Source organism: Pantoea sp. (assembly GCF_032114055.1).
In the GTDB taxonomy this organism is placed as follows: Bacteria; Pseudomonadota; Gammaproteobacteria; order Enterobacterales; family Enterobacteriaceae; genus Pantoea.
In genome coordinates this window covers 66,567-90,676 of the sequence record NZ_DAMCTB010000011.1, presented here as the reverse complement: position 1 = coordinate 90,676, position 24,110 = coordinate 66,567, and the positions used below count along the sequence as shown (strand labels likewise).

Annotated in this window: 26 protein-coding genes; 8 read left to right on the top strand and 18 right to left on the bottom strand. The window is 54.8% G+C overall.

Annotation, left to right across the window (positions count from 1 at the left end):
* Nucleotides 1–3: 3 nt before the first annotated feature.
* The 3 genes from spoT to gmk are packed head-to-tail and all read right to left on the bottom strand — an operon-like array spanning nt 4 to nt 3,086.
* Entirely contained in the window at nt 4–2,112 is a 2,109-nt protein-coding gene (gene spoT / locus RT657_RS16795) for a bifunctional GTP diphosphokinase/guanosine-3',5'-bis pyrophosphate 3'-pyrophosphohydrolase (protein WP_313655826.1), read from the bottom strand.
* A 20-nt stretch (nt 2,113–2,132) separates the two neighbouring features.
* Nucleotides 2,133–2,408 (bottom strand): DNA-directed RNA polymerase subunit omega, encoded by a 276-nt coding sequence (gene rpoZ, locus RT657_RS16790; protein ID WP_003851346.1) that lies wholly within the window; start codon nt 2,406–2,408, stop codon nt 2,133–2,135.
* Between the two features lie 54 nt (nt 2,409–2,462).
* Complete coding sequence (gene gmk / locus RT657_RS16785; protein WP_313655824.1) at nt 2,463–3,086, bottom strand: guanylate kinase; 624 nt, start codon at nt 3,084–3,086, stop codon at nt 2,463–2,465.
* Between the two features lie 269 nt (nt 3,087–3,355).
* Here gmk and ligB point away from each other — a divergent pair, with 269 nt between their 5' ends.
* Nucleotides 3,356–5,077, top strand: a complete 1,722-nt coding sequence (gene ligB, locus RT657_RS16780) for an NAD-dependent DNA ligase LigB (protein WP_409521013.1) — start codon at nt 3,356–3,358, stop codon at nt 5,075–5,077.
* Here ligB and RT657_RS16775 read toward each other — a convergent pair.
* The 8 genes from RT657_RS16775 to RT657_RS16740 all read right to left on the bottom strand — a co-directional run bounded on the left by RT657_RS16775 (nt 5,015) and on the right by RT657_RS16740 (nt 13,380).
* Complete coding sequence (locus tag RT657_RS16775; protein WP_313655822.1) at nt 5,015–5,632, bottom strand: trimeric intracellular cation channel family protein; 618 nt, start codon at nt 5,630–5,632, stop codon at nt 5,015–5,017. The genes ligB and RT657_RS16775 overlap by 63 nt on opposite strands.
* A gap of 421 nt (nt 5,633–6,053) precedes the next feature.
* Nucleotides 6,054–6,698 (bottom strand): oligosaccharide flippase family protein, encoded by a 645-nt coding sequence (locus tag RT657_RS16770; protein ID WP_313655820.1) that lies wholly within the window; start codon nt 6,696–6,698, stop codon nt 6,054–6,056.
* A 771-nt stretch (nt 6,699–7,469) separates the two neighbouring features.
* Nucleotides 7,470–7,865 carry a polyketide cyclase gene (locus tag RT657_RS16765; protein ID WP_313655819.1) on the bottom strand — a complete coding sequence of 132 codons (396 nt, stop codon included), beginning with the start codon at nt 7,863–7,865 and terminating at the stop codon, nt 7,470–7,472.
* 137 nt (nt 7,866–8,002) lie between these two features.
* Nucleotides 8,003–9,145, bottom strand: coding sequence for an alanine racemase (locus RT657_RS16760; protein WP_313655818.1), 1,143 nt, complete (start codon nt 9,143–9,145; stop codon nt 8,003–8,005).
* A gap of 191 nt (nt 9,146–9,336) precedes the next feature.
* Nucleotides 9,337–10,260: a kdo(2)-lipid IV(A) palmitoleoyltransferase gene (gene lpxP / locus RT657_RS16755; protein ID WP_313655817.1), complete on the bottom strand. Its 924-nt coding sequence runs from the start codon at nt 10,258–10,260 to the stop codon at nt 9,337–9,339.
* A gap of 434 nt (nt 10,261–10,694) precedes the next feature.
* A complete protein-coding gene (locus RT657_RS16750) occupies nt 10,695–11,159 on the bottom strand; it encodes a DUF943 family protein (protein WP_313655816.1) in 465 nt (154 codons plus the stop codon).
* The gene (locus RT657_RS16745) at nt 11,149–11,994 is read right to left on the bottom strand and encodes a YPO3983 family protein (protein ID WP_313655815.1); all 846 of its coding nucleotides are present in this window, start codon (nt 11,992–11,994) and stop codon (nt 11,149–11,151) included. The genes RT657_RS16750 and RT657_RS16745 overlap by 11 nt, the downstream gene beginning before the upstream one ends.
* 522 nt (nt 11,995–12,516) lie before the next feature.
* Nucleotides 12,517–13,380, bottom strand: a complete 864-nt coding sequence (locus RT657_RS16740) for a YicC/YloC family endoribonuclease (RefSeq protein ID WP_313655814.1) — start codon at nt 13,378–13,380, stop codon at nt 12,517–12,519.
* Between the two features lie 155 nt (nt 13,381–13,535).
* On the opposite strand from RT657_RS16740, the gene RT657_RS16735 reads away from it, so the two are divergent.
* On the top strand, nt 13,536–13,964 hold the full coding sequence (locus RT657_RS16735; protein WP_313655812.1) for a DUF3574 domain-containing protein: 429 nt from the start codon (nt 13,536–13,538) through the stop codon (nt 13,962–13,964).
* A 37-nt stretch (nt 13,965–14,001) separates the two neighbouring features.
* Here the strand turns inward: RT657_RS16735 and RT657_RS16730 are convergent, their stop codons facing one another.
* Nucleotides 14,002–15,186, bottom strand: coding sequence for a nucleoside transporter C-terminal domain-containing protein (locus RT657_RS16730; RefSeq protein WP_313655811.1), 1,185 nt, complete (start codon nt 15,184–15,186; stop codon nt 14,002–14,004).
* Nucleotides 15,187–15,336: 150 nt separating this feature from the next.
* Here RT657_RS16730 and rph point away from each other — a divergent pair, with 150 nt between their 5' ends.
* Both rph and pyrE read left to right on the top strand, forming a co-directional pair.
* A complete protein-coding gene (gene rph, locus RT657_RS16725; protein ID WP_313655810.1) occupies nt 15,337–16,053 on the top strand; it encodes a ribonuclease PH in 717 nt (238 codons plus the stop codon).
* A 49-nt stretch (nt 16,054–16,102) separates the two neighbouring features.
* Nucleotides 16,103–16,744 (top strand): orotate phosphoribosyltransferase, encoded by a 642-nt coding sequence (pyrE, locus tag RT657_RS16720; protein ID WP_313655809.1) that lies wholly within the window; start codon nt 16,103–16,105, stop codon nt 16,742–16,744.
* A 34-nt stretch (nt 16,745–16,778) separates the two neighbouring features.
* Here the strand turns inward: pyrE and slmA are convergent, their stop codons facing one another.
* From slmA to coaBC, 3 genes are all read right to left on the bottom strand, one after another.
* Nucleotides 16,779–17,375, bottom strand: coding sequence for a nucleoid occlusion factor SlmA (gene slmA / locus RT657_RS16715; RefSeq protein WP_313655808.1), 597 nt, complete (start codon nt 17,373–17,375; stop codon nt 16,779–16,781).
* 119 nt (nt 17,376–17,494) lie between these two features.
* A complete protein-coding gene (gene dut, locus RT657_RS16710; RefSeq protein ID WP_313655807.1) occupies nt 17,495–17,953 on the bottom strand; it encodes a dUTP diphosphatase in 459 nt (152 codons plus the stop codon).
* The gene (coaBC, locus tag RT657_RS16705) at nt 17,931–19,151 is read right to left on the bottom strand and encodes a bifunctional phosphopantothenoylcysteine decarboxylase/phosphopantothenate--cysteine ligase CoaBC (RefSeq protein WP_313655806.1); all 1,221 of its coding nucleotides are present in this window, start codon (nt 19,149–19,151) and stop codon (nt 17,931–17,933) included. Before coaBC ends, dut begins: the two co-directional genes overlap by 23 nt.
* 180 nt (nt 19,152–19,331) lie before the next feature.
* On the opposite strand from coaBC, the gene radC reads away from it, so the two are divergent.
* From radC to mutM, 4 genes are all read left to right on the top strand, one after another.
* Nucleotides 19,332–19,988, top strand: coding sequence for a RadC family protein (radC, locus tag RT657_RS16700; protein ID WP_313655805.1), 657 nt, complete (start codon nt 19,332–19,334; stop codon nt 19,986–19,988).
* Between the two features lie 240 nt (nt 19,989–20,228).
* On the top strand, nt 20,229–20,465 hold the full coding sequence (gene rpmB, locus RT657_RS16695; RefSeq protein ID WP_111141478.1) for a 50S ribosomal protein L28: 237 nt from the start codon (nt 20,229–20,231) through the stop codon (nt 20,463–20,465).
* 11 nt (nt 20,466–20,476) lie between these two features.
* Complete coding sequence (rpmG, locus tag RT657_RS16690; protein ID WP_001051798.1) at nt 20,477–20,644, top strand: 50S ribosomal protein L33; 168 nt, start codon at nt 20,477–20,479, stop codon at nt 20,642–20,644.
* Between the two features lie 69 nt (nt 20,645–20,713).
* Complete coding sequence (gene mutM / locus RT657_RS16685; RefSeq protein ID WP_128084461.1) at nt 20,714–21,523, top strand: bifunctional DNA-formamidopyrimidine glycosylase/DNA-(apurinic or apyrimidinic site) lyase; 810 nt, start codon at nt 20,714–20,716, stop codon at nt 21,521–21,523.
* Here mutM and coaD read toward each other — a convergent pair.
* From coaD to waaA, 3 genes are read right to left on the bottom strand one after another with little or no spacing between them, the layout of a single operon-like run.
* Complete coding sequence (gene coaD, locus RT657_RS16680; RefSeq protein ID WP_313655804.1) at nt 21,520–21,999, bottom strand: pantetheine-phosphate adenylyltransferase; 480 nt, start codon at nt 21,997–21,999, stop codon at nt 21,520–21,522. The genes mutM and coaD overlap by 4 nt on opposite strands.
* Nucleotides 21,996–22,772, bottom strand: a complete 777-nt coding sequence (locus tag RT657_RS16675; RefSeq protein ID WP_313655803.1) for a glycosyltransferase family 2 protein — start codon at nt 22,770–22,772, stop codon at nt 21,996–21,998. The genes coaD and RT657_RS16675 overlap by 4 nt, the downstream gene beginning before the upstream one ends.
* Nucleotides 22,772–24,046, bottom strand: a complete 1,275-nt coding sequence (gene waaA, locus RT657_RS16670) for a lipid IV(A) 3-deoxy-D-manno-octulosonic acid transferase (protein ID WP_313655802.1) — start codon at nt 24,044–24,046, stop codon at nt 22,772–22,774. Before waaA ends, RT657_RS16675 begins: the two co-directional genes overlap by 1 nt.
* Nucleotides 24,047–24,110: the final 64 nt, after the last annotated feature.

Sequence of the window (24,110 nt, the reverse complement as noted above, 5' to 3'; positions counted from 1 at the left end):
GTACTAATTACGGTTACGGTGAACTTTGATCACATCCGGCATCACGCGGATTTTGCGCATGATATTCGCCAGGTGGACGCGGTCGCGGGCGGTCAGGCGGATAAAGGCACTGTAAACGCGGCCATCACGCTCTTCGGTACTCAGGCTCTGAATATTGGAACCTGCCGTATTGATCGCTGCCGTCAGGTTCGCCAGCGCGCCCTGATGGTTAAACATGTCGACTTTGATTTCCGCCACGAACTCCTGCTCGGTGACTTTATCCCATTCGACCGGCATGAATTTTTCAGGCTCTTTCTGGTAACCGCGAATGTTCCGGCACGACTCATGGTGCACGACCAGCCCTTTACCGGGGCTGACGTGGGCGACAATCGGGTCACCAGGAATGGGTCGGCAGCATTTGGCAAAGGTAATCAATACGCCATCTGCACCTTTAATCGGCAGTTTTCCGCGCTTGCTGCTACTGCTGATCGTCTTACTGTCAGCCTGTAGCAGGTTCTTCGCCACCACCACGCTCATCGCATTGCCCAGGCCAATTTCCGCCAGCAGATCGTCAAGCGAGGTCAGCTTCATGCGGTCCAGCTCCTGGCGGATATTTTCAGCCGGGATCTCTGCCAGTTTACGGCTGCCGCCCAGCGCATGACTGAGCAGGCGACGACCCAGATTCACCGAGTCCTCACGTTTAAGGTTTTTCAGCAACTGGCGAATTTTAGCGCGCGCTTTTGAGCTGACGACGAAGTTGAGCCAGGCGGCGTTAGGACGGGCGCCTGGCGCAGTGATGATCTCAATCGTCTGACCGCTGGTCAGGGGTTGCGACAGCGGATAGGGCTGGCGGTCAACGCGTGCGCCAACACAGGCATGACCGATATCGGTGTGAACCGCATAGGCGAAGTCCACTGGCGTCGCACCGGTTGGCAGCTCCACAATGCGGCCTTCTGGCGTAAAGACATAGATCTCATCCGGGAAAAGATCGGACTTCACGCTTTCGATGAATTCAAACGAACTGCCCGCACTTTGCTGCAGCTCCAGCAGGCTCTGCAGCCAGCGCTGAGCACGGATCTGTGCGGTGGTGCCACTTTCGCCCGCCTGTTTATATGCCCAGTGCGCAGCGACCCCCATTTCCGCCATCTGATCCATATCCTCGGTGCGAATCTGCACTTCAACCGGCACGCCATGCGGGCCGATCATGGAGGTATGGAGGGATTGATAGCCGTTGGCTTTAGGAATGGCGATGTAATCTTTGACGCGGCCCGGGCGCGGCTTATAGAGGCTGTGCATCTGGCCCAGAACACGATAGCAGGTATCCAGATCTTTCACGATGACGCGAAAGGCATAGATATCCATAATCGAGTGAAAACGCTGCTCTTTCAGCGTCATTTTGCGGTAGATCGAGTAAAGATGTTTCTCGCGACCGCTGACGCGGCAGGGGATGCCCGCTTCCTGCAAACGACCATCGATCTCAGAAAGAATCTTCTGGATCATCTCTTTACGGTTACCGCGTGCGGCTTTCACCACCTCTTTAATCACCCGATAGCGATTCGGGTAGAGAGCCTCAAAACCGAGCTCTTCCAGCTCCGTTTTAAGATGATGAATACCCAGGCGATGCGCCAGCGGACTGTAAATCTCTAACGTTTCCAGCGCGATGCGGCGACGTTTGTCCGGGCGTAACGAACCCAGGGTGCGCATGTTGTGGGTGCGGTCAGCCAGCTTGATGAGAATGACGCGGATATCCTGCACCATCGCCATAATCATCTTGCGGAAGTTTTCTGCCTGCGCCTCTTTCTTGTCGCGGAATTTCAGCTTATCCAGCTTGGAAACGCCTTCGACCAGCTCCGCCACGCTTTTACCGAACAACTGTTCCATGTCCTGATAAGTCGCGGGGGTATCTTCAATCACGTCATGCAGCAGCGCGGCCATGAGGGTTTCATGGTCGAGCTTCATCTCCGCCAGAATACAGGCCACGGCAACCGGATGGGTGATATAAGGCTCACCGCTGGAGCGTGTCTGTCCCTCGTGAGCATCACGTGCGACAAGGTAGGCTTGCTGGAGGCGCTTGATCTGCTCCTCTGGCAAGTATTTTTCAATCAGCTGATTGAGACTTTCAAACAGATACAAGGGCGACCTGCAGGTAGCTGTTAACGACGACCTTCAGCGATAGCGGTAACGGCCTGTAACTCAGCGGCTTCCTGCTCTTGCTGTTCCTGACGATCACGCACATCTAAAATCTGATTGGTGACCAGACCTTCTTCGATTTCGCGCAGGGCGATAACGGTCGGCTTGTCGTTCTCTTCCGGAACCAGCGGATCTTTGCCGCCAACCTGCATCTGACGTGCACGACGTGCAGCGACCAACACCAGGTCAAAACGATTACCAACTTTTTCTACTGCGTCCTGAACGGTTACGCGTGCCATAGGTGTGCTACTCCACAGATGAAGAAATGACTGCGCATCATACTGAAACTGTATTCAGACTGCCAACAGTTTGCTGATTAAAGCATCGTGACGCGCCTTCTGGCGCGCCATACGCAGACGTTCGGCGCGAATAATGGTTTTCAGATCGGAGAGTGCCAGATCAAAATCATCATTCACAATTAAATAGTCATATTCGGCGTAGTGGCTCATTTCCGCGACGGCCTGGGCCATACGACGGGTGATGACGTCCTCGCTGTCCTGACCACGACCGCGCAGACGGCGGTCGAGCTCATCTTTCGACGGCGGCAAAACGAAGATACTGCGTGCGCCAGGCATTCTGGCGCGAATCTGCTGCGCGCCCTGCCAGTCAATATCAAGAAAAACATCAACGCCGGTTGCCAGCACCTGCTCAATCGCATGGCGCGAGGTTCCGTAATAGTTATCGAAAACCCGGGCATGTTCGAGGAAGGCATCTTCCGCGATCATCTGCTCAAATTCATGCTTCTCAACAAAAAAGTAATGTTCGCCATGGACTTCACCCGGACGCATACCGCGTGTCGTGTGCGAAACAGAGACCTGCGTGTCATACAACGGCTGGGTCTTTAACAGTGCCTGAATCAGGCTGGATTTACCTGCGCCGCTGGGGGCAGAAACAATATAAAGCGTGCCTTGAGCCATGGTTTTCTTGAATTGATTAAAAGCGGAGTCGATTTCCTGCCCAGTATACACGGCTTCCCGCTGCCACGCAGCGTTTGCGCAGCGGTAACAGCCAACTTTTGCGCATCTTCGCGCAATCCGCTGTCGTCACGCTGAAAATCTTCCCGGATTGCGTGGGGGTTTCTCGCGGAACCGGATATCGCTGCTGGTGTGTGCGGGGGCGGGGGTATGGAATGCCCCAAAACCTCAGGAGAGCGAGCATGAAAAGAGTTGGCAGGTCGCTGTTTGCGATGCTTTGGTGGATCGTCGCCGGACCAGGGCTGTGCGCCCTCTGCCCTGTCTGGCCCCCCATGCGGGCGACAGAGGAGATGCGTCGTCTGCAGCAGCAACTGCAACACTGGGATGATGCCTACTATCGGCAGGGCCAGAGTCCGGTAGCAGACGAGGATTATGATGCACTGCAGCAGCGGTTGAATCACTGGCAGCACTGCTTCACTCCTCAACAGCCCGCTTATACGCCGCAGTTACCGGTGCAGGGTGAGCACCTGCACCCGGTTGCCCATACGGGGGTAAAAAAGCTACGCAGCAGACTGGCTCTGGCTTACTGGATGCAGGACCGCCGCGATCTCTGGGTGCAGCCGAAAGTCGATGGCATTGCGGTTTCACTGGTTTATCGCCACGGCAAACTGGTTTCGCTGCTGAGTCGCGGCGATGGATTGCGCGGCGAAGAGTGGCTGCCTAAAGCCGCCGGTATCCCGGCGATTCCTCTGCATATTGACACCGATCTTGAGGATGTGGTGCTGCAGGGTGAACTCTTTCTGACGATGACCGATCATCGACAGGCACAGGCGGGTGGCAGGAATGCACGCGCGCAGGTTGCAGGTGCCATGATGAGTCAGCAGCAGGTTCCTTTACTGAAATCGCTTGGCATTTTTATCTGGGCCTGGCCGGATGGTCCCGGGACGATGGCAGAACGCCTTGAGCAGCTCGGCCGCTGGGGATTGGGTCTGGCGTCACAGTGGAGTCACCGCGTGAAAGATGAAGAGGAGGTTGCCGCCTGGCGGGAACGCTGGTTCCATGCTGCACTTCCCTTTGTCACGGACGGGGTTGTTGTACATCAGAGCCAGCGTCCGGCGGGACAACGCTGGCTGCCAGGCGAAGGAACCTGGGCTGTTGCCTGGAAGTATCAGCCGCCTGAAGTCAGCACAGAAGTGCTCTCCGTCGATTTCCCGGTAGGCCGGACCGGGAAAATCGCAGCGGTGCTGAATCTGCTGCCAGTACAGCTGGATGACAAAACGGTCAGGCGGGTGAACATCGGATCGCTGCGGCGCTGGCAGGAGAGCGATATTGTCGCAGGCGATGTGGTCACGCTGAGTCTGGCGGGTCAGGGCATTCCGCGACTGGAGCGGGTTATCTGGCGCGTGGCAGCGCGACACTATCCCCAGCCGCCTGATGCATCGCGTTATACACCAATGAGTTGCTTTACCTTCAGCGCCGCGTGTCAGAAGCAGCTTCTGGCAAAGCTGCGCTGGCTCAGCCAGAAAACCGTACTGAATATTCCGGGTGTTGAGCGCGGGACCTGGCTGCGCTTGCTGGAAAGCGGCAGCATGACGCATCTGTTCGGCTGGCTGGTATTAACCCCGCAGCAGATTGCTGCGGCAACCGGATGCTCTCCGGAGCGGGCCGGACAGCTCTGGCACCGCTTTAACCTCACCCGGCAGCGGCCGTTTCGTCGCTGGGTGGAGGCGTCAGGCGTTTCACTGCCGCGTAAGGCCCTGAATGCCCTGCCAGACCAGCAATGGGAGAGCCTGATACAGCGTGATGTTATGGCCTGGCAGACATTACCGGGTGTCGGGGCGGCGCTGGCAAAGCGCCTGGTGGAACAGTTTCATGATGCCCGGCTGCAGGCGCTGATAACATTTCTTCAGCAGCAGGGCATTCCCGCCACCTCAGTGCTCGGGATGGGGATAATTGAAAATCGGCAGACCGAGTCGGAAGCGCAGCGCCAGTAAGCGGGCAAAAAAGCCGAACAGCAGGGTAATGATGATGACCACTTCATGCGCCAGTGAGGTTTTCAGCAGCAGGATATAGATCCAGCCTGAGGCGAATGCGATACCCGCGTAGATTTCCTTCTGAAACACCAGCGGGATGCGGTTGCAGAACATATCCCGCAGCACGCCGCCAAAGACGCCGGTAATGACTGCGCTTATGGCGGCGATGATCATGGCGTGTCCTGAGTCCAGCGCAACCTGCGCGCCGATAATGGAAAAGACCACCAGACCCAGCGCATCCAGCACCAGAAAGACTTTACGCAGATGCGTCATCAGCGGTGCCAGAAAGGTGGTCACAACGGCCGCGGCCGCCACAATCATGATGTATTCGGGATGTTTCACCCAGCCCAGCGGGTAGTGCCCCAGCAGGATATCGCGCACCGAACCACCACCAATGGCGGTGACTGACGCAATGATAATGACGCCGAACAGATCCATTTTGCGGCGACCTGCGGCCAGCGCACCGGTCATGGCCTCGGCGGTAATCCCAATGATGTAGAGAACGGTCAGTAACATAGCAGACTCCGGTAAAACGGTGGCAACGCGACGGCATTGCCCGGGATACGGCGACGGCGACATGCTGGCATCTGCCGTCCGGGATGAGCGAAGTGTATACCAGCCTGCCCCGGCGGCCGCATAGAAAGAGTTCTGCAGAACATCTGCGGCAGAGACAGGGAGAACGGTGAGAGGCTCAGGTTCCGGGCAGGCGCTGGTTTCAGACGTTGCAGTGACGAGGCTGGCAGCAGGACATAGCGGAAATGGCCGGGCGCCTTTGGCTGGCATTCATTCGGACAAAAGAGAAAAGGCGGGACAGTGAATATTAATCAGAATCGAAAAGCGGGGTTATGCAGCCGGTAAAAAAGAAAAGGCGTGCTGGTTAACAGCACGCCAACGCATCGTTTCGGATGCTCAGAGCCCACCATACAGACTTATTTTATTATTTGTTTCGTGCACGAATTTTAAAAAAGTTATTCAGGCTGAAATGATATTCCGGCTGGAACCAGGAACGACCATAGTAGCAGTAAATCAGCATCCGAACAGAAGCCATCGCCAGGTAACCCCAGATAGCACATAATACGGAAGGTGTCAGCCAGACGGTAAATAAAGTCACCGCAAGCCCGGCTAATACCGAAGAGGTTTCGGCAAACGCGATGCGGGTATATTGTTTCTCTCGCTGCAGTATCGCACGATAATGCTGGCCTTGGGGAATAATAATAAACACCACGGAGACCATCTGCAACATTAAGGCCAGTTCAGGCTGATTAAATAGCACGGTCAGAAGATGACTGCCGGTAAATAAGAATCCAAAAACCGCGACGCCCATTAACATATTACCCCAGTAAAGGGTTGAGAGGTCGTTGATTGAGAGCATACAGCGGCGGATGAGCTTGTTGCAGAAGCCCCGATCGGCCAGCGTATCCACAGCCAGCAAGGTTATGACGGCGATCGCCAGCAGGTTCAGTTCATTCGCCTGCAGAATCTGCGCCAGCAAGGAGAGTTGCAGAACGCCGATGCCAATAATTTTTATTGAAGAGAGCAGAGACCATTTTGCGCTATTAAGACTGCTTTCACGTATTGCCATCATATACTCGATAGAGCCCAGCGACTCTGTGAGAATTAAATCGTCGTGTTACAGCAAGCAGAAGTTGCTGTGACACCGTTCTTTAGTGCAATTCCCCGGCCTGTGTGCTGAAAATTATTTCAGATCTGCCGTGTTATTATTGGTTTGAAAAAATAGCCGGATAAAAAAGTTCTCCGGTTAAGCGCCTGTTTCGTGTCATGGCGACGTTCTCTTTTACGGATGAGATCGCCGCCAGATCACGAATAAATCCTTTTGTCGTTTTATATTCTCCTGCCCGCATCCTTGCGGCATTCTCACTATTTTCTTCTTCAGGCACAGAAGAGAAACTGAGCGGTCCATGACGTTTTCGTGCTTTATCGTTATAGGTATTGCTGTGTGTGGAATGATTTATACATTGTTTTATTTAATTTAACACCATAAGAAAATTCTGATTACGAAACCGCAGAAATAAATGGTTTCACTTTATGCATGATAAATATTAAATCCTCAGCACAGCGTCAATAAACAACGATTAATGATTAATGAATGTGCAACAGGATAAAAGCAGGCGCGACAGGTTAAGATGCCTGAAATTATAGGGTATCAGTCTGATGACAGAGGAGGTTACCAGGAGTTTTCCTGGTAACGATGCTTAAGCCTCAGTGGTATTAAATGCTTAAGAGAGAACAACAATCAGATGTGGGCGTAATGCTTTATCAGCCGAAATTTTTCTGTTTTTTTCATAAACGACCAGCAATAAATACAGAAGAAATCCCGACCTAAGTGATTGATTTATTGCGTCAGCAGCGTGTTGAGTTTTTCGAGATCGTTACTAACCCATTCAATATCCTGCTTAAATTTCTCATCAGAGGTAAATGGCTGACGATAAATCGTCACCAGCACCTCAGCACCCTGTTCGTTAGCGATTACGCGCATCGGCACGTAGATCTCCTTTCCTGAACCGCCATCAATCCAGTGATCCATCACACCAAATGGATTATGGGGCGAGAAACGCAACTTCACATTGCCGAGCGGCCCCTTAGCGCGCCAGCGATTCCCCTCCGGTTCCAGCGCACTCTGCGTCAGTCCTGACGCCCATCTGGGAAAAAATTCCGGCTTCCAGATGGTTTCATACAGATCTAACCAGTGACGGGGAATTGTCAGACTCAGCGTGCGAGAGGAGAGCATATAACCTCCGAAGGATAAGCGAATAAGGCATTAAAGCATGGCGGCAGATTTGTTAAAACGTTGTAACAGCAGAACTGTGGAGTCAGCAGAGCTATGCGCAAATGGCAGACAGCATGATAAAGCTGCCTGCCGCAGATTCAGATAAAATTGCCGCGCGCAGAAACCGGCTGCGTTTCGCTCTGGCCGTCAGGATGACGCAGAACAAAGCTATCTGACTGCGCCATTACGGCACAACTGTGATTGGGAAAGATGCGCAGCAGCGAACCGACGTCCGGACGGCGATCCTGATAAAGCAGAAAACCGTGCTCCTCCGATAGCTTTGTCAGCTCATACGTGTGGCCGGCTTCATCCACGGCAATACCAAAACCGCTGGCACTGGTGCCATGAGGACCTTTGTCGGAACTCAGCATTTTCGATCCCGCATCCACAATCACGAAATGGTCATTCACTGCCACGACGCGGGTAATGACGCTCATGGCCAGCTGGTCAACGCGACTTAAACCGAGGCGGCAGGCGGTAAGATCCAGAAGAGCGTAGTTGCCGGGCCGGATTTCATCCAGACAGGGCGCAATCTCTGCCGCCAGCGTGGTCGGTGTGGAGCCGACGGAGAGAGGGCAATCGGTAAATCCCGCTGCCTGGAGTTTTGCCTGAAGCCGCTGCATTAAGTGGGTCTCCTGACGGGCGATAGCTTCAATGGCCCTGGCATTACCGGCACCATAAGCGTGGCCAGCATGGGAAATGAGTCCGGCAAAGCGTAACCCGTTTTTCTTCAGTGCCTGAGCTATGACTATCGCCTCATCGGTGTCCGGGTTGACGCCAATCCGATGCAGCCCGACATCCACCTTAATTGCCACTGATACTTTGCATGCCGGTTGCTGCTGACAGGCTTCCGCAATCGCCGCCACGCCTTCGACTCTGTCTGCGATCAGGATGAGTCTGGCCTGATGCTGCTCCGCCTGGCGCAGCAAATCGGCCACGCTCTTTGGATGCACAATCGGGTAAGCCAGTAGCAGATCGCGCACGCCACCCAGAATAAATGTTATCCCTTCGCTGGGCTTAGAAACCGTAATCCCCCGCGCTCCCAGCGCAAGCTGCCGCTGAGCAATCCGGATACTTTTATGCGTTTTGATATGCGGCCGCAACGCCACACCCGCCTCATCCGCTTTTTGCTGCATAAGCTGCAGGTTCTGATCCAGCCGCACACTGTCCACTTCAATATAGGGCGTAAGGCGATCATCAATCAGCGGACGCTGCCACTGCTCTGTATCGTTGATATTCATTAGATTGTCCGCAATGACGAGGTAAGAGGGATCATCATTCCCTAATTTACGCGCTGATACCAGCGGCGTAATGGGCAGGACAGCGACACGTTCAGGCGTGGTGATAACCTCAGAGAAAGCAGGACGACCAGAGGGGACGGCAGCGGACTAAAAATAAAAAAGCAGGCGCGAGGCCTGCTTTATGCGTTCACTCAGACGTAGAGCGACTGTTCACCCGGTGGCCGGGTTTTGAAACGGCGATGCAGCCAGAGATACTGTTCGGGCGCGCGTAAAATCTGATTTTCAATTACCTTATTCATGTAAGCCGCCGCCGCCGCTTCATCTGTATGAGGATAGTTTTCCAGCATCGCTTCAATGATCAGATGGTAGCCATGATTGTCCGGATTGCGGATGAGCATAATCGGCACCATCGCCGGCTTCGCCAGACGCGACAGAACAAAAGTCCCATTAGTGGTGGCGGCTTTCTCCACCGCAAACAGCGGCGCAAAGGTGCTGCCTTTCGGGCCGTAGTCCTGATCCGGCGCAAACCACACGGACTCGCCCTGTTTCAGCGCATTGACCATGCCGCGCAGGTCGCGACGATCGATCATCGCTTTGTTTGACCGCATACGGCCTTTGGTCTGCACGTACTCCATCGCCTGATTGTTGTGCGGACGATACATGGCCATCATGGGCTGGCAGAGACCGCTGATGCGCCCGCCCAGCTCCAGCGACATAAAATGCACGCCAATCAGCATCACGCCGCGCTTTTCGCTCTGCGCGGCATGGAGATTATCCATGCCGGTGACGTTAAACAGACGCCTGACCGCACGGTCAGACCAGAACCAGGCGATACCGGTTTCAGCCAGTGCCATGCCTAATGACGCAAAGTTACCGGCGATCATCGCTTCCGTTTTCTCTTCGCTGATACCGGGAAAACAGAGTTCAATATTGCGACGGGTGATACGTTCGCGGCGCTGCATAAAATGACGGGAAAGCTTGCCCGCCCCGGCACCGAGACGCATAAGAACAGGATAGGGAAGCTGGACCAGAAGCCAGAGCACGCTCAGGCCAAACCAGGTAAACCAGTAACGCGGATGCAGCAGCGAACTGCTAAATTTTCCGGTGTTTTTCATTAACTACCTTCATGAGAGAAATGGACGTAACGCATAAAGAGCACTTCCATAAGTCTCCAGGCGGTACAACTGTACTGATTTCGACCGGCACTTTATCAAAAAGTGCCTTCAAAGAAAGGGAAACTCTGGAATCTACAGGATTGACCAGTTTCATGAAGCCCTGTCGCCAGAAGTCGCCACAACGATAAAGAGCAGAAAAAGCAGATATAATTCAGCAGATTGAATGCGGTGCATCCCAAAAATCAAACGTGTCAGATGAGACGCCAGGAAGAGTCCGGAAATGATTGCTTATCTATCTTTACGAAAAAATGCGGCTGGTCGGGTGCGTGCGGGCTGCGATTTGCGGGTGAATGTTATAAGCCGATGCGGGGACGATGAGCGAAGCGTCATTACAGGATGATTTTATTGCTGTCCCCACGCGAGGGAGAGCGGTTCTATTCGTCTTTAAGTTTTGTTATTTTACCGTTCTTTTCCATACGGTATCTTCCATCATAGACTGTAAATAAAATTTCTTTTTTTCTATTATTTTCAACAGAAAAAACGACATTCTTATCTATGCAATTTTTAGCAGTATGCATGTCATCAAAGCAGCGACGGTCATACTTTCCTTGTTCTTTGTATCCATCTCTAAAATCCCAAAAATTCACATAAAAACTACCAGGGGCTGAAGGGGAGGGGATATTATACTTTATTTTTAATGCGTCTTTATTTGCCAGCCACCAATTTATTTTTGCTTTGTCGGTGAATGGGAAGCTTTTCACTAAAACCTCGCTAAAATTACCCTCCTGATGAATAGCAATAATTTCTACCGGTCGTGAGGCCAGCCACCAAAAGTAGCCTGCTAACGCGCAGCTGGTTATAACGAGAGCCAACATGATTTTTTTAAGGTTAGCTTTCATCGCGGCTCCCGGAAATCTCTACGGTGGCTTCCATGTTGGTCAGGAACGGCTTAAAGCCAAATTGGTTGTACCGCTGGAGAACAAACCATATACGGAAGAAGTGAAACTGGCTGAATTTTGTTTTGAGTATATCGTCGCTGTCGAGGCCAAAGTGATCCTGCACCTTGTAATGCACCACTGCCCGGTAACGATTATTATCGATGTGCAGTGATTTTATAGTGATGTGCGTTGCCCAGGTATCATGAACGGTTATCCCCATACCGTTATAATTATCCTGGAACCTGTCAAATTTAGGTAGCTTACTATCAAGTATTATTCTTGCTATTTCCTCTTTCATTTCAGAAGGGTAAAATCCATTATCCCAATATATATTCTTACTGATAATCCGTTTAATTCTGACAAAAGTGCTGTTGTCTGTCCTGTCATTAAGAATCTGCTCTTTCAATGCCCTGTCCAGCGATATATCCCGAAACGGCGTACCGTTACCCTTCTGCTTATGGGTGATCATCTTTTCGATCAGGTGGCTGTAGGGGCCGTAGAAGGAAAATTTGCGGGATAAGGAGCGTAACTCGTCAAACAAGATTGCAGCACACTGCTGGCGGGTAATCTTTTCACCCTGGCCGCGCAGATTGCAGCAGAACATGGACTGAGGGCGATCCATTGAGGAACGCCGGGTAAGCGTCCAGGGATCAACCCGATCAGAAATATAGTCCAGCCGGTACTGGGATTTTAACTGTGCTTCGGTCAGATCACCGCAGCGCATATCTTTAGCGCTATAGTCGTCCATCCGGTTTTGCGTTTGAAAAATAGTACAGGGGAACTGCAGGGCGGTCATCCTGATACATTCCTTGTATAATCGTCCGTTGAGGTCATCACAGGGAATAATACACCGTGAAAGGTCAGAGAGTAAATTTTGTACAGCCCCTGCCCGCCGCCTGTAACTACCTGAACGCCCTACGTCATATTCTGCGCCAGGGGTCCTGGCTTAACAGGCTTTGCTTCATCATAAGCGTATCTCACAACGCTGTGACTTCCCCGACGCCCGGATGAATTTATTCAGTTCGGGGGATTCCTGCGTCAGTCACCCGGTATTGCTGTCCATACCGGAGAAATAACCCACTACATCGGTAACTTCAAATGTGCCAGCAGGGTTAATCTCAGGCATGTGCCGCCTGATACCCTTGTCGAACAGGCAGCACGCCCCAGACTGGATCGTGTAAATAAGCCTGGGTAGATCTTTGGGTGCACTCTTTACCCGCGATAATATGCAGTCATGAGCGACAGAATGAAAATTAAAAAGCCCGCATTTTGCGGGCTATAAGGGTTTTATACATACTGAGTGCTAAAGTATGTAACGTTACTCAATATTCTGAATCTGCTCACGCATCTGCTCAATCAACACTTTCAGTTCGATCGCTGAGGCGGTGATGTCGGCGTTGATCGATTTCGAGGCCAGCGTATTCGACTCGCGATTGAACTCCTGCATCATGAAATCAAGACGACGGCCAACGGCCTCTTTCTTTTTCAGGATGTTGTAGGTTTCTTTCACATGCGCGTCCAGACGATCCAGCTCCTCGGCGACGTCAACACGCTGCGCCATCATCACCAGTTCCTGCTCAAGACGATTGTTTTCCAGCTGAACTTCAGCCTCTTCCAGTCTGGTGACCAGGCGCTCACGCTGCCATTTGATCACGTCAGGCATCTGCGCCCGCACTTTGCTGACTTCCTGCGATACGCCTTCCAGACGCTGCTCGATCATCGCTTTCAGTGCGCTGCCTTCGCTTTCGCGTGCCGCAATGAAATCATTCAGCGCATTATCCAGCGCCTGCAGCAACTGCGTATTGATGGCGTCCAGATCCTGCTCCTGCGCGGACATCACGCCCGGCCAGCGCAGAATATCCATCGGATTGATGGCGCCTTCGTCACTCTGCATTTTCACCCAGTTGGCCGCCTGGACCAGCTGTTTAGCCAGGGTTTCGTTCAGCTTCAGTTCGCCCTGCGCGCTGGGATCGGCGTCATAACGCAGATTGCACTCAATTTTACCGCGCGTCAGACGCTGACGGATGCGCTCACGGATAACCGGTTCCAGCCCGCGAAACTGCTCCGGCAGACGGATATAGGTTTCCAGATAACGCTGGTTAACAGAACGCAGCTCCCAGGCGGCGCTGCCCCATTCGCCTTTAGCTTCGCTGCGGGCATAAGCGGTCATACTGCGGATCATAAGCGGTACTCATTTGCGGAAAGATGGGTGAAGTATAGCGAGGCGAGCCATGGCATAACAGGCATAAGCGCCTCACAGGAAAATAACGAACCATTTCCGCTTTCTGCGGCAGCCACTTATGATGATTGCTGACCCCTTGTGAGGATAACTGATCTATGTCTCGCGTTATTGCCTTTCCTGTTGTGATGGCCCTGTTGCTGGCGGGCTGTCAGGCGCGCCATCACTCGCCGCCCACGAAACCGCAACCCATCTGTGCGGGAGGCGACATGATGATGCAGACCACGTTGTGGTTTGGACTGAGTAAGCCGGATGGCGGCAGAGTAAGTTCGCTCGACTGGATGAATTTTGTCGATAACGAGGTCACACCACGCTTCAAATCGGGGCTGTCGGTCTATGACGCCAGGGGGCAGTGGCTGGGTGAGAATGGTCAGCTGGCGCGCGAAAACAGCAAAGCGTTAATGCTTATCCATGGGATCGATCCCGCCACCAGCCAGCAGATTGAGGCGTTACGCAGTCTCTATAAAAAACGCTTTGGTCAGGAGTCGGTGATGCGGGTCGATGCGCCCGTCTGTGTCAGTTTCTGATGGAGAAAGGGCGGCAGCGTCGCCGCCCGTAGCGTTATCAGATAAACAGACCGGCAAAAGCGGCAGAGAGCAGGCTGACCAGCGTAGAGCCATACACCAGCTTCCAGCCAAAACGGGACACCACATTGCCCTGTTTCTCATTCAGACCTTTGATGGCGCCCGCGACGATGCCGATCGAGGCAAAGTTAGCAAAAGAGACCAGGAAGACCGACAGGATGCCCAGCCCGCGCGCGCTCATGCCCGCCGCAACTTTCTGCAGCTCAATCATGGCCACAAACTCATTCGCCACCAGCTTGGTGGCCATAATGCTGGCCGCCTGCAGGGCATCGGCTTTGGGGATCCCAACCAGCCAGGCCAGTGGATAGAAGAGATAACCGAGCAGCTGCTGGAAACTGTAGCCGAACAGGGCGGCAAACAGTGCGTTCACGGCGGCGATCAGGGCAATAAAACCAATCAGCATTGCCAGAATGATCATCGCCACTTTGAAACCCGCCAGGATGTACTCACCCAGCATTTCAAAGAAGCTCTGGTCTTCATGGAGCTTTTCCAGCGCGATAGGCTGATTCTCCTGGCTGCTCATCGGGTTGATGATCGACAGGATAATAAAGGTGCTGAACATGTTAAGCAGCAGGGCCGCAACCACATACTTCGGTTCAATCATCGACATGTAGGCACCGACAATCGACAGCGATACGGTCGACATCGCGGTTGCCGCCATGGTGTAGAGGCGGCGCGGCGGGATGTCGCCCAGAATCCCTTTGTAGGCGATGAAGTTTTCTGACTGACCCAGAATCAGCGTGCTGACGGCGTTAAACGACTCCAGCTTGCCCATGCCGTTAATCTTCGACAGCAGCGTCCCGAAAAACCGGATCAGCAGCGGCAGAATGCGCCAGTGCTGCAGGATCCCGATCAGCGCCGAAATAAAGACAATCGGACAGAGTACGCCAAGGAAAATAAAGGCCAGTCCCTGTTTGCTCATGCCGCCAAACACAAACTCTGTGCCCTGTGCGGCAAACCCCAGCAGTGTTTCAAAGAAACCGGCGAAGGCGCCGACCAGCGCCAGACCACTGGCGGCGTGAAGGAAGAACCAACCCAGTGCGGCTTCCACCACAATCAGTTGAATAATAAAGCGCAGGCGAATCTGTTTGCGGTCATGACTGACCAGCAGCGCAAGGGCGAAAATCACCACCAGCGCCAGCAGAAAATGAAGAATGGCGGCCATATAGGTTTTTTATCAGAGAGAATGGAACGCGCATTTAGCCACAGCTGGCGGGGAATTTCATCTGATGCCTGCCTCAGACCAGCGTAAGAGACAGCGGGCAAGGAAGTCCGTATAATGCGCAGCCAATCATTAGCAAGCCGGAGATTACCCATGCGTCCAGCAGGCCGTCGCGCACAGCAGGTGCGTCCAGTCACATTGACCCGCAATTACACCAAACACGCAGAGGGTTCCGTTCTGGTGGAGTTCGGCGAAACGAAAGTGCTCTGCACTGCCTCCGTAGACGAAGGGGTTCCGCGTTTCCTGAAAGGCCAGGGCCAGGGTTGGGTTACGGCCGAATATGGCATGCTGCCGCGCTCGACCCACAGCCGCATGGCGCGTGAAGCGGCAAAAGGCAAGCAGGGTGGCCGCACGCTGGAGATCCAGCGTCTGATCGCCCGTTCACTGCGCGCCGCCGTCGATCTGAAAGCGCTGGGTGAGTTCACCATTACGCTCGACTGCGACGTTATCCAGGCCGATGGCGGTACCCGCACTGCCTCCATTACCGGTGCCTGTGTGGCGCTGGCCGATGCGCTGAACAAGCTGGTTGCCAGCGGCAAGCTGAAAGCAAACCCGATGAAAGGGATGGTCGCGGCGATTTCTGTGGGCATCGTCAAGGGCGAAGCCCTGTGCGATCTGGAATACGTTGAAGATTCTGCCGCCGAAACCGACATGAACGTCGTGATGATGGAAGATGGCCGCATGATCGAGGTGCAGGGCACCGCGGAAGGCGAACCCTTCAGCCATGACGAACTGCTGACGCTGCTGGCACTGGCGCGCGGCGGCATTGAAGAGTTGATTCAGGCGCAGAAAGCGGCGCTGGAAAATTGATGTAACAGGCGACCACAGAGTCGCCTTTTCTTTATTTGAGGAGTGAGAAATGAAAGCCTGGCAGCGTCAGTTTATTGAATTCGCCCTGAACAAGCAGGTGCTGAAGTTCGGTGAGTTCACTTTAAAGTCCGGGCGTAAAAGCCCCTATTTCTTTAATGCCGGCCTGTTTAACAGCGGACGGGATTTAGCGCTGCTGGGACGCTTCTACGCGCAGGCGCTGGTCGATGGCGCGGTCGATTTCGATCTGCTGTTCGGTCCGGCTTACAAAGGCATTCCGATTGCGACCACCACGGCGGTGGCGCTGGCGGATCATCATGACCGCGACGTGCCTTACTGCTTTAACCGCAAAGAAGCCAAAGATCATGGCGAAGGCGGCCTGCTGGTGGGCAGCCCGCTGCAGGGCAAAGTGATGCTGGTGGATGACGTGATCACCGCAGGCACGGCGATTCGTGAGTCGATGGACATTATTGGCGCGCACAACGCCACGCTGGCCGGTGTACTGGTGTCGCTGGATCGTCAGGAGCGCGGACGCGGAGAGATGTCGGCGATTCAGGAAGTGGAACGTGATTACAGCTGCAAAGTAACCGCGATTATTACGCTGGCCGATCTGATTACCTGGCTGGAAGAGAAGCCGGAAATGGCCGACCACCTGGCAAAGGTGCGTGCCTATCAGAAGGAATATGGGATTTAATCGAGGCGGGCGTGATGCCCGCCTTTTTTATCCGTCAGGCGAGCTGAACGGCGATCAGCGGCCAGCGTGCCTCAAAGTCTGCGGTCGGGCTGAAGCGAAACTCAGAACGGACATAGCGCGACAGTAAACCTTCACAGAAAGCCAGCAGCTGACTGGCCAGCAGCGCCTCATCAGCCTGAAAGGCTTCCCCCTCGCGCATCTTCCGTTCACGCATGACCTGTCGCAGTTGCACTTCAATCCGCTCAAACAGCTGATTAATGCGGCCCTGCAGGCGATCCTGCTCAAACATCAGCGCATGGCCGGTCAGAATACGGGTCAGTCCCGGATTACGCTCACCAAATCCCAGAATCAATTGAACGATCAGGCGCAGACGCGTCATGGTCTCTTTTTCATCCTTGAGGATCAGATTGATGCGGGTAATCAGACTGTCTTCAATAAACTCAATCAGGCTATCGAACATCCGGGTCTTGCTGGGGAAGTGACGATAGAGCGCCGCTTCGGATACGCCTACCGTGGCCGCCAGCTTAGCGGTGGTAATGCGCTGACTGCCATCACCTGACTCCAGCATCTGCGCCAGCGCCTGCAAAATCTCTTCGCGACGATTCCGTTTCGCGACTTTTTTTTCTGCCATGACCTTAAAAACCCCTGAAATTTACCTATAAACAGGCAACACCTACGCATCTGCCACAGGCATGCGTCCCATGGCGATGAGGAAAAATAACGGGCGTAAGTGAAAGTCGGTATTGCGGGTTACTGGCGACCTGAGTGGCCAAAGCCGCCTTCACCGCGCAGGCTGGCGTCGAAATCGTCTACCAGGTTAAATTCCGCCTGCACCACGGGCACGAAGACCAGTTGTGCCATGCGGTCGCCAGGCTGCAGTGAGAAGCTCTCCTGACCGCGATTCCAGACCGAGACCATCAGTTGTCCCTGATAATCGGAGTCGATCAGGCCCACCAGATTGCCCAGCACAATCCCATGTTTGTGGCCCAGACCTGAGCGCGGCAGGATCACTGCAGCCAGTTCAGGGTCGGCGATATGAATCGCCAGGCCGGTCGGCACCAGTGTCGTGGTGCCTGGCGCGATGTCGAGAACATCATCAATGCATGCGCGTAAATCCAACCCGGCAGAACCTGCGGTCGCATAGGTCGGCAGGGGAAACTCTTTGCCGACACGCGGATCCAGGATTTTAACGTCTATTTTTTTCATCATAACGGCTGACAATCTCGTCTATTAATTGTTGGCCAAGGAGCGACTTATCGCTGAGCGGTAAGCGTTTTTCTCCATCCTGCCAAAAAAGGTGAAGAGCATTGGTATCGCTATTAAACCCCTGTCCGGTTTTAGCGACGTCGTTCGCGCAGATCAGATCCAGATTCTTGCGCACCCGTTTTTGCCGGGCGTATTCTTCCACATTCTGTGTTTCAGCCGCAAATCCGACGACGAATGGCCGGTTTTCCTGAAGTGCGGCGACGCCGGCAACAATATCGGGATTCTTAATCAGGTTCAGCGTGACGGTATCATCGCCGCCCTGTTTCTTGATTTTATCGGCCGCAACAGTGGCCGCCCGGTAGTCTGCCACGGCTGCGCTTGCAATGAAAATATGTTGTTTGTCTATCTCGCCCATCACGGCGGCCTGCATCTCCAGCGCGCTGGTGACATCGATGCGGCGCACGCCCGCAGGTGCAGGCAGGGTGACCGGGCCGCTGACCAGCGTCACCTGCGCGCCGCGTCTGGCGGCGGCGGCGGCTATCGCAAAGCCCATTTTGCCGGAGCTGTGATTGCTGATGTAACGCACCGGGTCCAGCGCCTCGCGGGTCGGACCGGCGGTTATCATAATATTGAGATGTTGCAGATCGTTGACGGGGGCGGCCCACTGCACCGCATGGTCAACAATCGCCAGCGGATCGAGCATGCGGCCCGGCCCGACGTCGCCGCAGGCCTGGCTGCCGCTGTCCGGGCCCCAGATCAGCACGCCGCGCGACGCCAGATTCTGCAGATTCTGCTGCGTGACCGCCGCGCGATACATCTGCTGATTCATCGCAGGCACCACCGCCACGGGCGAGGCCGTCGCTAAGACGGCGGTCGTCACCAGATCGTTTGCCATACCTGCGGTGATCCGGGCAATCAGGTCGGCACTGGCCGGCGCCAGCACAATCAGGTCGGCCCATTTTGCCAGCTCAATATGACCCATCGCCGCTTCCGCGGCGGGATCAAGCAGGTCGTCAAAGACCGGATAGCCGGACACGGCCTGCAGGCTGAGCGGAGTAATAAAAGCCCTGGCGCCTTGCGTCATCATCACGCGGACATCCGCGCCGCGGTCGCGCAGGCGGCGCACCAGTTCAGGTGTTTTGTAAGCAGCGATACCGCCGCTGACGCCAAGAAGAATTTTTTTGCCGGCTAATCCCATCATGATGTTGGCCTCACTAAGCTCTCAGCCGCACGTGGCGGCGAATGCACGGACTTTATCACAAAAGCGCAGATACGCCTTTTCACAGGCTGCGTTTGCGAGCCGCCTCGTAGATTGTGTCTCCACGCATAGCGGCCCGTATCCGGCCTGGCCATACTGATGCGCATCTCAGGGAGAGCAGATATGAAAATAAGCGGACCACGGGAAAAACTTCAGCAGCTGGGCGCGCATGCGCTCAGCGATACCGAACTTCTGGCTATTTTTCTCCGTACCGGGTCGCCAGGGCAGAACGTCATTGCGCTGGCTGACCAGATGTTGCAGGAATTTGGCTCGCTTTATCAGCTTATGACTTCAGGCAAACCGGCCTTCAGCGGCATCAAAGGCGTCGGCGATGCCAAGCTGGCGCAGCTGCATGCGATAGCCGAACTGGCGAAGCGTTTCTTCGCCAGTAAACTGGCCCGCGAAAGCGTGATGGAAAATCCGCAGATTACGCGCCAGTACCTGCAAAGTTTGTTAGCCGATCAGGAGCGCGAGATCTTTATGGTGCTGTTTCTGGATAATCAGCACCGGGTGCTGCGGGCACAGAATATGTTTTCAGGCTCCATCAACAGCGTTGAGGTTCACCCGCGCGAGATCGTCCGGGAAGCGCTGAAGCTCAACGCCGCCGCCCTGATCCTGGCGCATAATCATCCGTCGGGTGTGGCTGAACCGAGCCGGGCAGACCGTGAAGTTACCCACAAAGTCAGTGAGGCCTGCCAGCTTTTCGATATCCGTCTGCTGGATCATCTGGTGATAGGTCATGGCGAATATGTCTCTTTCGCCGAGCGCGGATGGCTCTGATAGCGGGAAATTTCGCGCCAGGTGGCGGCTTTTTGCCCGATCATTCGGGATCTTTATCTGTTCGGGACTTGAGCACTTGGGCTGAGCGGCGTATACTACGCCACCTTTGAGAATCTCGGGTTTGGCGGTTAGGCCAGCTTAGCGGGTTCCATGGAACTCGCCTGGCGGGCTGCAAGCCTGACGAGGCGGCCAAAACCTAATTTTTAAAGCTCGAGCTGATTTGATTTTTGGAGAATAGACATGTCACGAGTCTGCCAGGTAACTGGAAAGCGTCCGGTGACCGGTAACAACCGTTCCCACGCAATGAACGCGACGAAACGCCGTTTCCTTCCGAACCTGCACTCACACCGTTTTTGGGTTGAGAGCGAGAAGCGCTTCGTTAGTCTGCGTGTATCTGTTAAAGGTATGCGTATTATTGATAAAAAGGGCATTGATACGGTATTAGCCGACATGCGTGCCCGTGGTGAGAAGTACTAAGGAACTGAATCATGGCTAAAGGTATTCGTGAGAAGATCAAGCTGGTTTCCTCTGCTGGTACAGGTCACTTCTATACCACCACGAAGAACAAGCGTACTAAACCAGAGAAGCTGGAACTGAAAAAGTTCGATCCGGTTGTACGTCAGCATGTGATCTACAAAGAAGCTAAAATTAAGTAATTTTAGTGTTCTGCTAAAAACCCGGCTCCGGCCGGGTTTTTTGTTTGTATAAAACGCTGAGGAGAGGATATGCCAGAGTTGCCAGAGGTTGAAACCAGCCGCCGCGGTATTGAGCCGCATTTGGTCGGTGAAACTATCCTTCACGCCGTGGTGCGTAATTCACGTCTGCGCTGGCCTGTTTCGCAGGAGATCCTGGCGCTGAGCGACCAGCCAGTGCTCAGCGTGCAGCGCCGCGCAAAATATCTGCTGCTGGAGCTGCCACATGGCTGGATCATCATCCATCTAGGCATGTCAGGCAGCCTGCGCGTGCTGTCTGAAGAGCTGCCTGCCGCAAAGCATGACCATGTCGATCTGGTTATGAGCAACGGCAAAGTGCTGCGCTACACCGATCCTCGCCGCTTCGGGGCCTGGCTCTGGAGCAGCGATCTGGCGGGCAGTAGCGTGCTGGCACATCTTGGCCCTGAGCCGCTGAGCAGCCAGTTTGACGGGGATTACCTGTTTGAGAAGTCACGCGGCAAGCGCACGCTGATCAAGCCGTGGCTGATGGACAATAAAGTGGTGGTGGGCGTGGGTAACATTTACGCCAGCGAGTCGCTGTTTACCGCCGGGATCCTTCCCGATCGTGCCGCCGGCAGCCTGTCGCAGGCTGAAGCAGAGCTGCTGGTCAACACCATTAAAGCGGTGCTGTTACGCTCTATCGAACAGGGCGGCACCACGCTGCGTGACTTCTTACAGAGCGATGGCAAGCCGGGCTATTTTGCGCAGCAGCTGCAGGTCTATGATCGGGCCGGTGAACCCTGCCGCGTCTGTGGCACGCCGATTATCAGCGGCAGACATGGACAGCGCAGCACCTACTGGTGCCCCCGCTGTCAGCACTAAGCCAGTTTAGCCAGCAAGGCCTGATGGACGCAGGCGGGCAGGAAGGCGGTGACATCGCCGCCGTGACGTGCCACCTCTTTGACCAGCGACGATGAGACAAACGAGAAACCTTCGGACGGCATCAGGAAAACACTCTCCAGCGTCGGCAGCAGATGACGATTCATCTGCGCCAGCTGCATTTCGTATTCGAAGTCGGACACCGCACGCAGCCCCCGTACCAGCACATTTGCCTGCTGCTCACGAGCAAAATTCGCCATCAGATCGCTGAACCCGACCACCTTAACGTTAGGCAGATGGTGCATGACCTCGCTGGCCAGCGCCACGCGCTCATCCAGGCTGAACATCGGTTTTTTACCGGGACTGGCAGCAATGGCCAGGATCACCTGATCAAACATCAGCGCAGCGCGCGTCACGATATCAAGATGCCCGAGCGTAACGGGATCAAAGGTGCCGGGATAGATGGCTTTTGTGGTCATACTCGCCCTTTTGCCGAAGCGTGATTCAGCGCCCAGAGGGCTGAATATTTATTGAAGGTATACTGTGCGTTGACCACCGCCAGAATCCAGCCCTGTTTTCCGTCGAGGAAACCCGCACGCAGCACCAGCGTTTTCACGAAGGCACCCAGCGTATGACTGAACACGGAAACGAGGCTGCATCTTTTACCGCGCTGATGGCGTTCCGTTGCCCAGGCTTCGGCATAGGCCAGCTGCTTGCGCTGGAAAGCGATTAAATCGCGGCAGGTCAGATGCTGCAGGTCACCGGGCAACGCCACGACCGGCGCGCCTTCGCTCTGCAACGATTCATGCACCAGATTGTCATTGTAGCGGAAGGTACGCGGATAGAGCCGCATCACACGGTCAGGATACCAGCCGCTGTGCCGCATAAAGCGACCGAGAAACAGATTGCTGCGGCCCAGGCTGTAGATCGTCCGGCTGGGCGGCGCAATCAGCACCTGCTCAATCGCGGCGCGCAGTGCCGGTGAGACACGTTCATCCGCATCGATCATCAGAATCATATCGCCGGTGGCGTAGTGCTGCGCGCGCTGGCGCTGGATGCCGTAGCCCTGCCAGTCATCGTTCCGATAGACCTGCGCGCCTGCCCGGGTCGCGATGTCAGCAGTGTCGTCATCACTGCCGGAGTCCAGCACGATAACTTCATCGGCCCAGCTGACGGAGGCCAGGCACTCAGGCAGCAGCCCGGCTTCGTTTTTGGTGATCATCACCACGGAAAGACGCTGGCGTACGGACATTAGTGGGCTCGCGGTGGCAGATGGGGTTCGAGTAACTGTAGCAGGCGCTGCAGAGCGCCCTGATTCTGATGCAGCACCTCTACCGCGTGACGGCCGTAATAGCGGCGGTAATCATCATCCTGCAACAGATTGGTGACCTCTTTTTCCAGTGATACCACGTCGGTGACGGTGATCAGCCCCTGACCTTCCTGCAGCTTGCCGCAGATATCTTTGAAGTTCCAGATGTGCGGGCCCATCAGCACCGGAAGCGCATGCGCGGCCGGTTCCAGCGGATTATGGCCGCCTCGTTCCACCAGGCTGCCGCCGACAAAAGCCAGATCCGCAATGCCGTAAAGCAGCATCAGTTCACCCATCGAGTCGCCGATAACCACCTGGGTAGCGCCTGACGGGATCTCACCGCTGCTGCGCAGGGTAAAGCTGAAACCGCGTTCCTGCGTCAGCTCGCGGGCATCGTTAAAGCGCTCGGGATGGCGGGGAACCAGAATCAGCAGCAAGTCCGGGAACGTCTGCAGCAGGCGGCGATGCGCATCCAGCACGATAGCCTCTTCGCCCTCATGTGTGCTGGTGGCAATCCAGACCGGACGACGCGGTGCCCACTGGCGGCGCAGCGTCACGGCGCGTGCGGCCAGCTCTGGCGTGACGGAAATATCAAACTTCAGGCTGCCGGTAATCGCCAGTTGTGAACGTTTCAGCCCCAGCCCCAGGAAGCGGTCCCCATCTTCCGCGTTCTGTGCGGCGATCAGCGTGATGCTCTGCAGCAGCTGGCGCATAAATTTACCGAGTTTGCGATAGCCTTTGGCCGACCGGGCGGAGAGGCGGGCATTGGCGATCACCAGCGGAATATTACGCTGGTGCAGAATGCGGATAATGTTCGGCCACAGCTCGGTTTCCATGATGATCACCAGCCTGGGGTTGACCGTATCCAGAAAACGATTGATCGATCCCGGCAGATCGTAGGGCAGATAGACATGATGAACATCTTTGCCAAAGGCAGATTGTGCCCGTTCCGAGCCGGTCGGTGTCATGGTGGTGACGGTAATCGGCAGGGTCGGATAACGATGACGCAGCGCGCGCACCAGCGGAATCGCGGCCAGGGTTTCGCCCACAGAAACCGAGTGCAGTACAATGCCGTCTGGCGCGACTTTGCCGGCACAGTAGCCATAACGTTCTGCCCAGCGTTTGCGATAGGCGGGCGCTTTACGACCGCGCAACCACAGGCGCAGCCAGATCAGTGGCTGAATGAAGTAGAGCAGTGCGGTGTAAATGGTCGTCATAGTTACCGTTACAGCAGGTTCGCGTCTTAAAAAAGATTGAAATCGAATGGCGGCATGTTACCAG

Excerpts from the sequence above, each read along its gene's own strand:
- rpoZ (WP_003851346.1), bottom strand. The coding sequence starts at position 2,408 with ATGGCACGCGTAACCGTTCAGGACGCAGTAGAAAAAGTTGGTAATCGT.
- gmk (WP_313655824.1), bottom strand. The coding sequence starts at position 3,086 with ATGGCTCAAGGCACGCTTTATATTGTTTCTGCCCCCAGCGGCGCAGGT.
- ligB (WP_409521013.1), top strand. The coding sequence starts at position 3,356 with ATGCTTTGGTGGATCGTCGCCGGACCAGGGCTGTGCGCCCTCTGCCCT.
- RT657_RS16775 (WP_313655822.1), bottom strand. The coding sequence starts at position 5,632 with ATGTTACTGACCGTTCTCTACATCATTGGGATTACCGCCGAGGCCATG.
- RT657_RS16770 (WP_313655820.1), bottom strand. The coding sequence starts at position 6,698 with ATGGCAATACGTGAAAGCAGTCTTAATAGCGCAAAATGGTCTCTGCTC.
- RT657_RS16765 (WP_313655819.1), bottom strand. The coding sequence starts at position 7,865 with ATGCTCTCCTCTCGCACGCTGAGTCTGACAATTCCCCGTCACTGGTTA.
- RT657_RS16760 (WP_313655818.1), bottom strand. The coding sequence starts at position 9,145 with ATGAATATCAACGATACAGAGCAGTGGCAGCGTCCGCTGATTGATGAT.
- lpxP (WP_313655817.1), bottom strand. The coding sequence starts at position 10,260 with ATGAAAAACACCGGAAAATTTAGCAGTTCGCTGCTGCATCCGCGTTAC.
- RT657_RS16750 (WP_313655816.1), bottom strand. The coding sequence starts at position 11,159 with ATGAAAGCTAACCTTAAAAAAATCATGTTGGCTCTCGTTATAACCAGC.
- RT657_RS16745 (WP_313655815.1), bottom strand. The coding sequence starts at position 11,994 with ATGACCGCCCTGCAGTTCCCCTGTACTATTTTTCAAACGCAAAACCGG.
- RT657_RS16740 (WP_313655814.1), bottom strand. The coding sequence starts at position 13,380 with ATGATCCGCAGTATGACCGCTTATGCCCGCAGCGAAGCTAAAGGCGAA.
- RT657_RS16735 (WP_313655812.1), top strand. The coding sequence starts at position 13,536 with ATGTCTCGCGTTATTGCCTTTCCTGTTGTGATGGCCCTGTTGCTGGCG.
- RT657_RS16730 (WP_313655811.1), bottom strand. The coding sequence starts at position 15,186 with ATGGCCGCCATTCTTCATTTTCTGCTGGCGCTGGTGGTGATTTTCGCC.
- rph (WP_313655810.1), top strand. The coding sequence starts at position 15,337 with ATGCGTCCAGCAGGCCGTCGCGCACAGCAGGTGCGTCCAGTCACATTG.
- pyrE (WP_313655809.1), top strand. The coding sequence starts at position 16,103 with ATGAAAGCCTGGCAGCGTCAGTTTATTGAATTCGCCCTGAACAAGCAG.
- slmA (WP_313655808.1), bottom strand. The coding sequence starts at position 17,375 with ATGGCAGAAAAAAAAGTCGCGAAACGGAATCGTCGCGAAGAGATTTTG.
- dut (WP_313655807.1), bottom strand. The coding sequence starts at position 17,953 with ATGATGAAAAAAATAGACGTTAAAATCCTGGATCCGCGTGTCGGCAAA.
- coaBC (WP_313655806.1), bottom strand. The coding sequence starts at position 19,151 with ATGATGGGATTAGCCGGCAAAAAAATTCTTCTTGGCGTCAGCGGCGGT.
- radC (WP_313655805.1), top strand. The coding sequence starts at position 19,332 with ATGAAAATAAGCGGACCACGGGAAAAACTTCAGCAGCTGGGCGCGCAT.
- rpmB (WP_111141478.1), top strand. The coding sequence starts at position 20,229 with ATGTCACGAGTCTGCCAGGTAACTGGAAAGCGTCCGGTGACCGGTAAC.
- rpmG (WP_001051798.1), top strand. The coding sequence starts at position 20,477 with ATGGCTAAAGGTATTCGTGAGAAGATCAAGCTGGTTTCCTCTGCTGGT.
- mutM (WP_128084461.1), top strand. The coding sequence starts at position 20,714 with ATGCCAGAGTTGCCAGAGGTTGAAACCAGCCGCCGCGGTATTGAGCCG.
- coaD (WP_313655804.1), bottom strand. The coding sequence starts at position 21,999 with ATGACCACAAAAGCCATCTATCCCGGCACCTTTGATCCCGTTACGCTC.
- RT657_RS16675 (WP_313655803.1), bottom strand. The coding sequence starts at position 22,772 with ATGTCCGTACGCCAGCGTCTTTCCGTGGTGATGATCACCAAAAACGAA.
- waaA (WP_313655802.1), bottom strand. The coding sequence starts at position 24,046 with ATGACGACCATTTACACCGCACTGCTCTACTTCATTCAGCCACTGATC.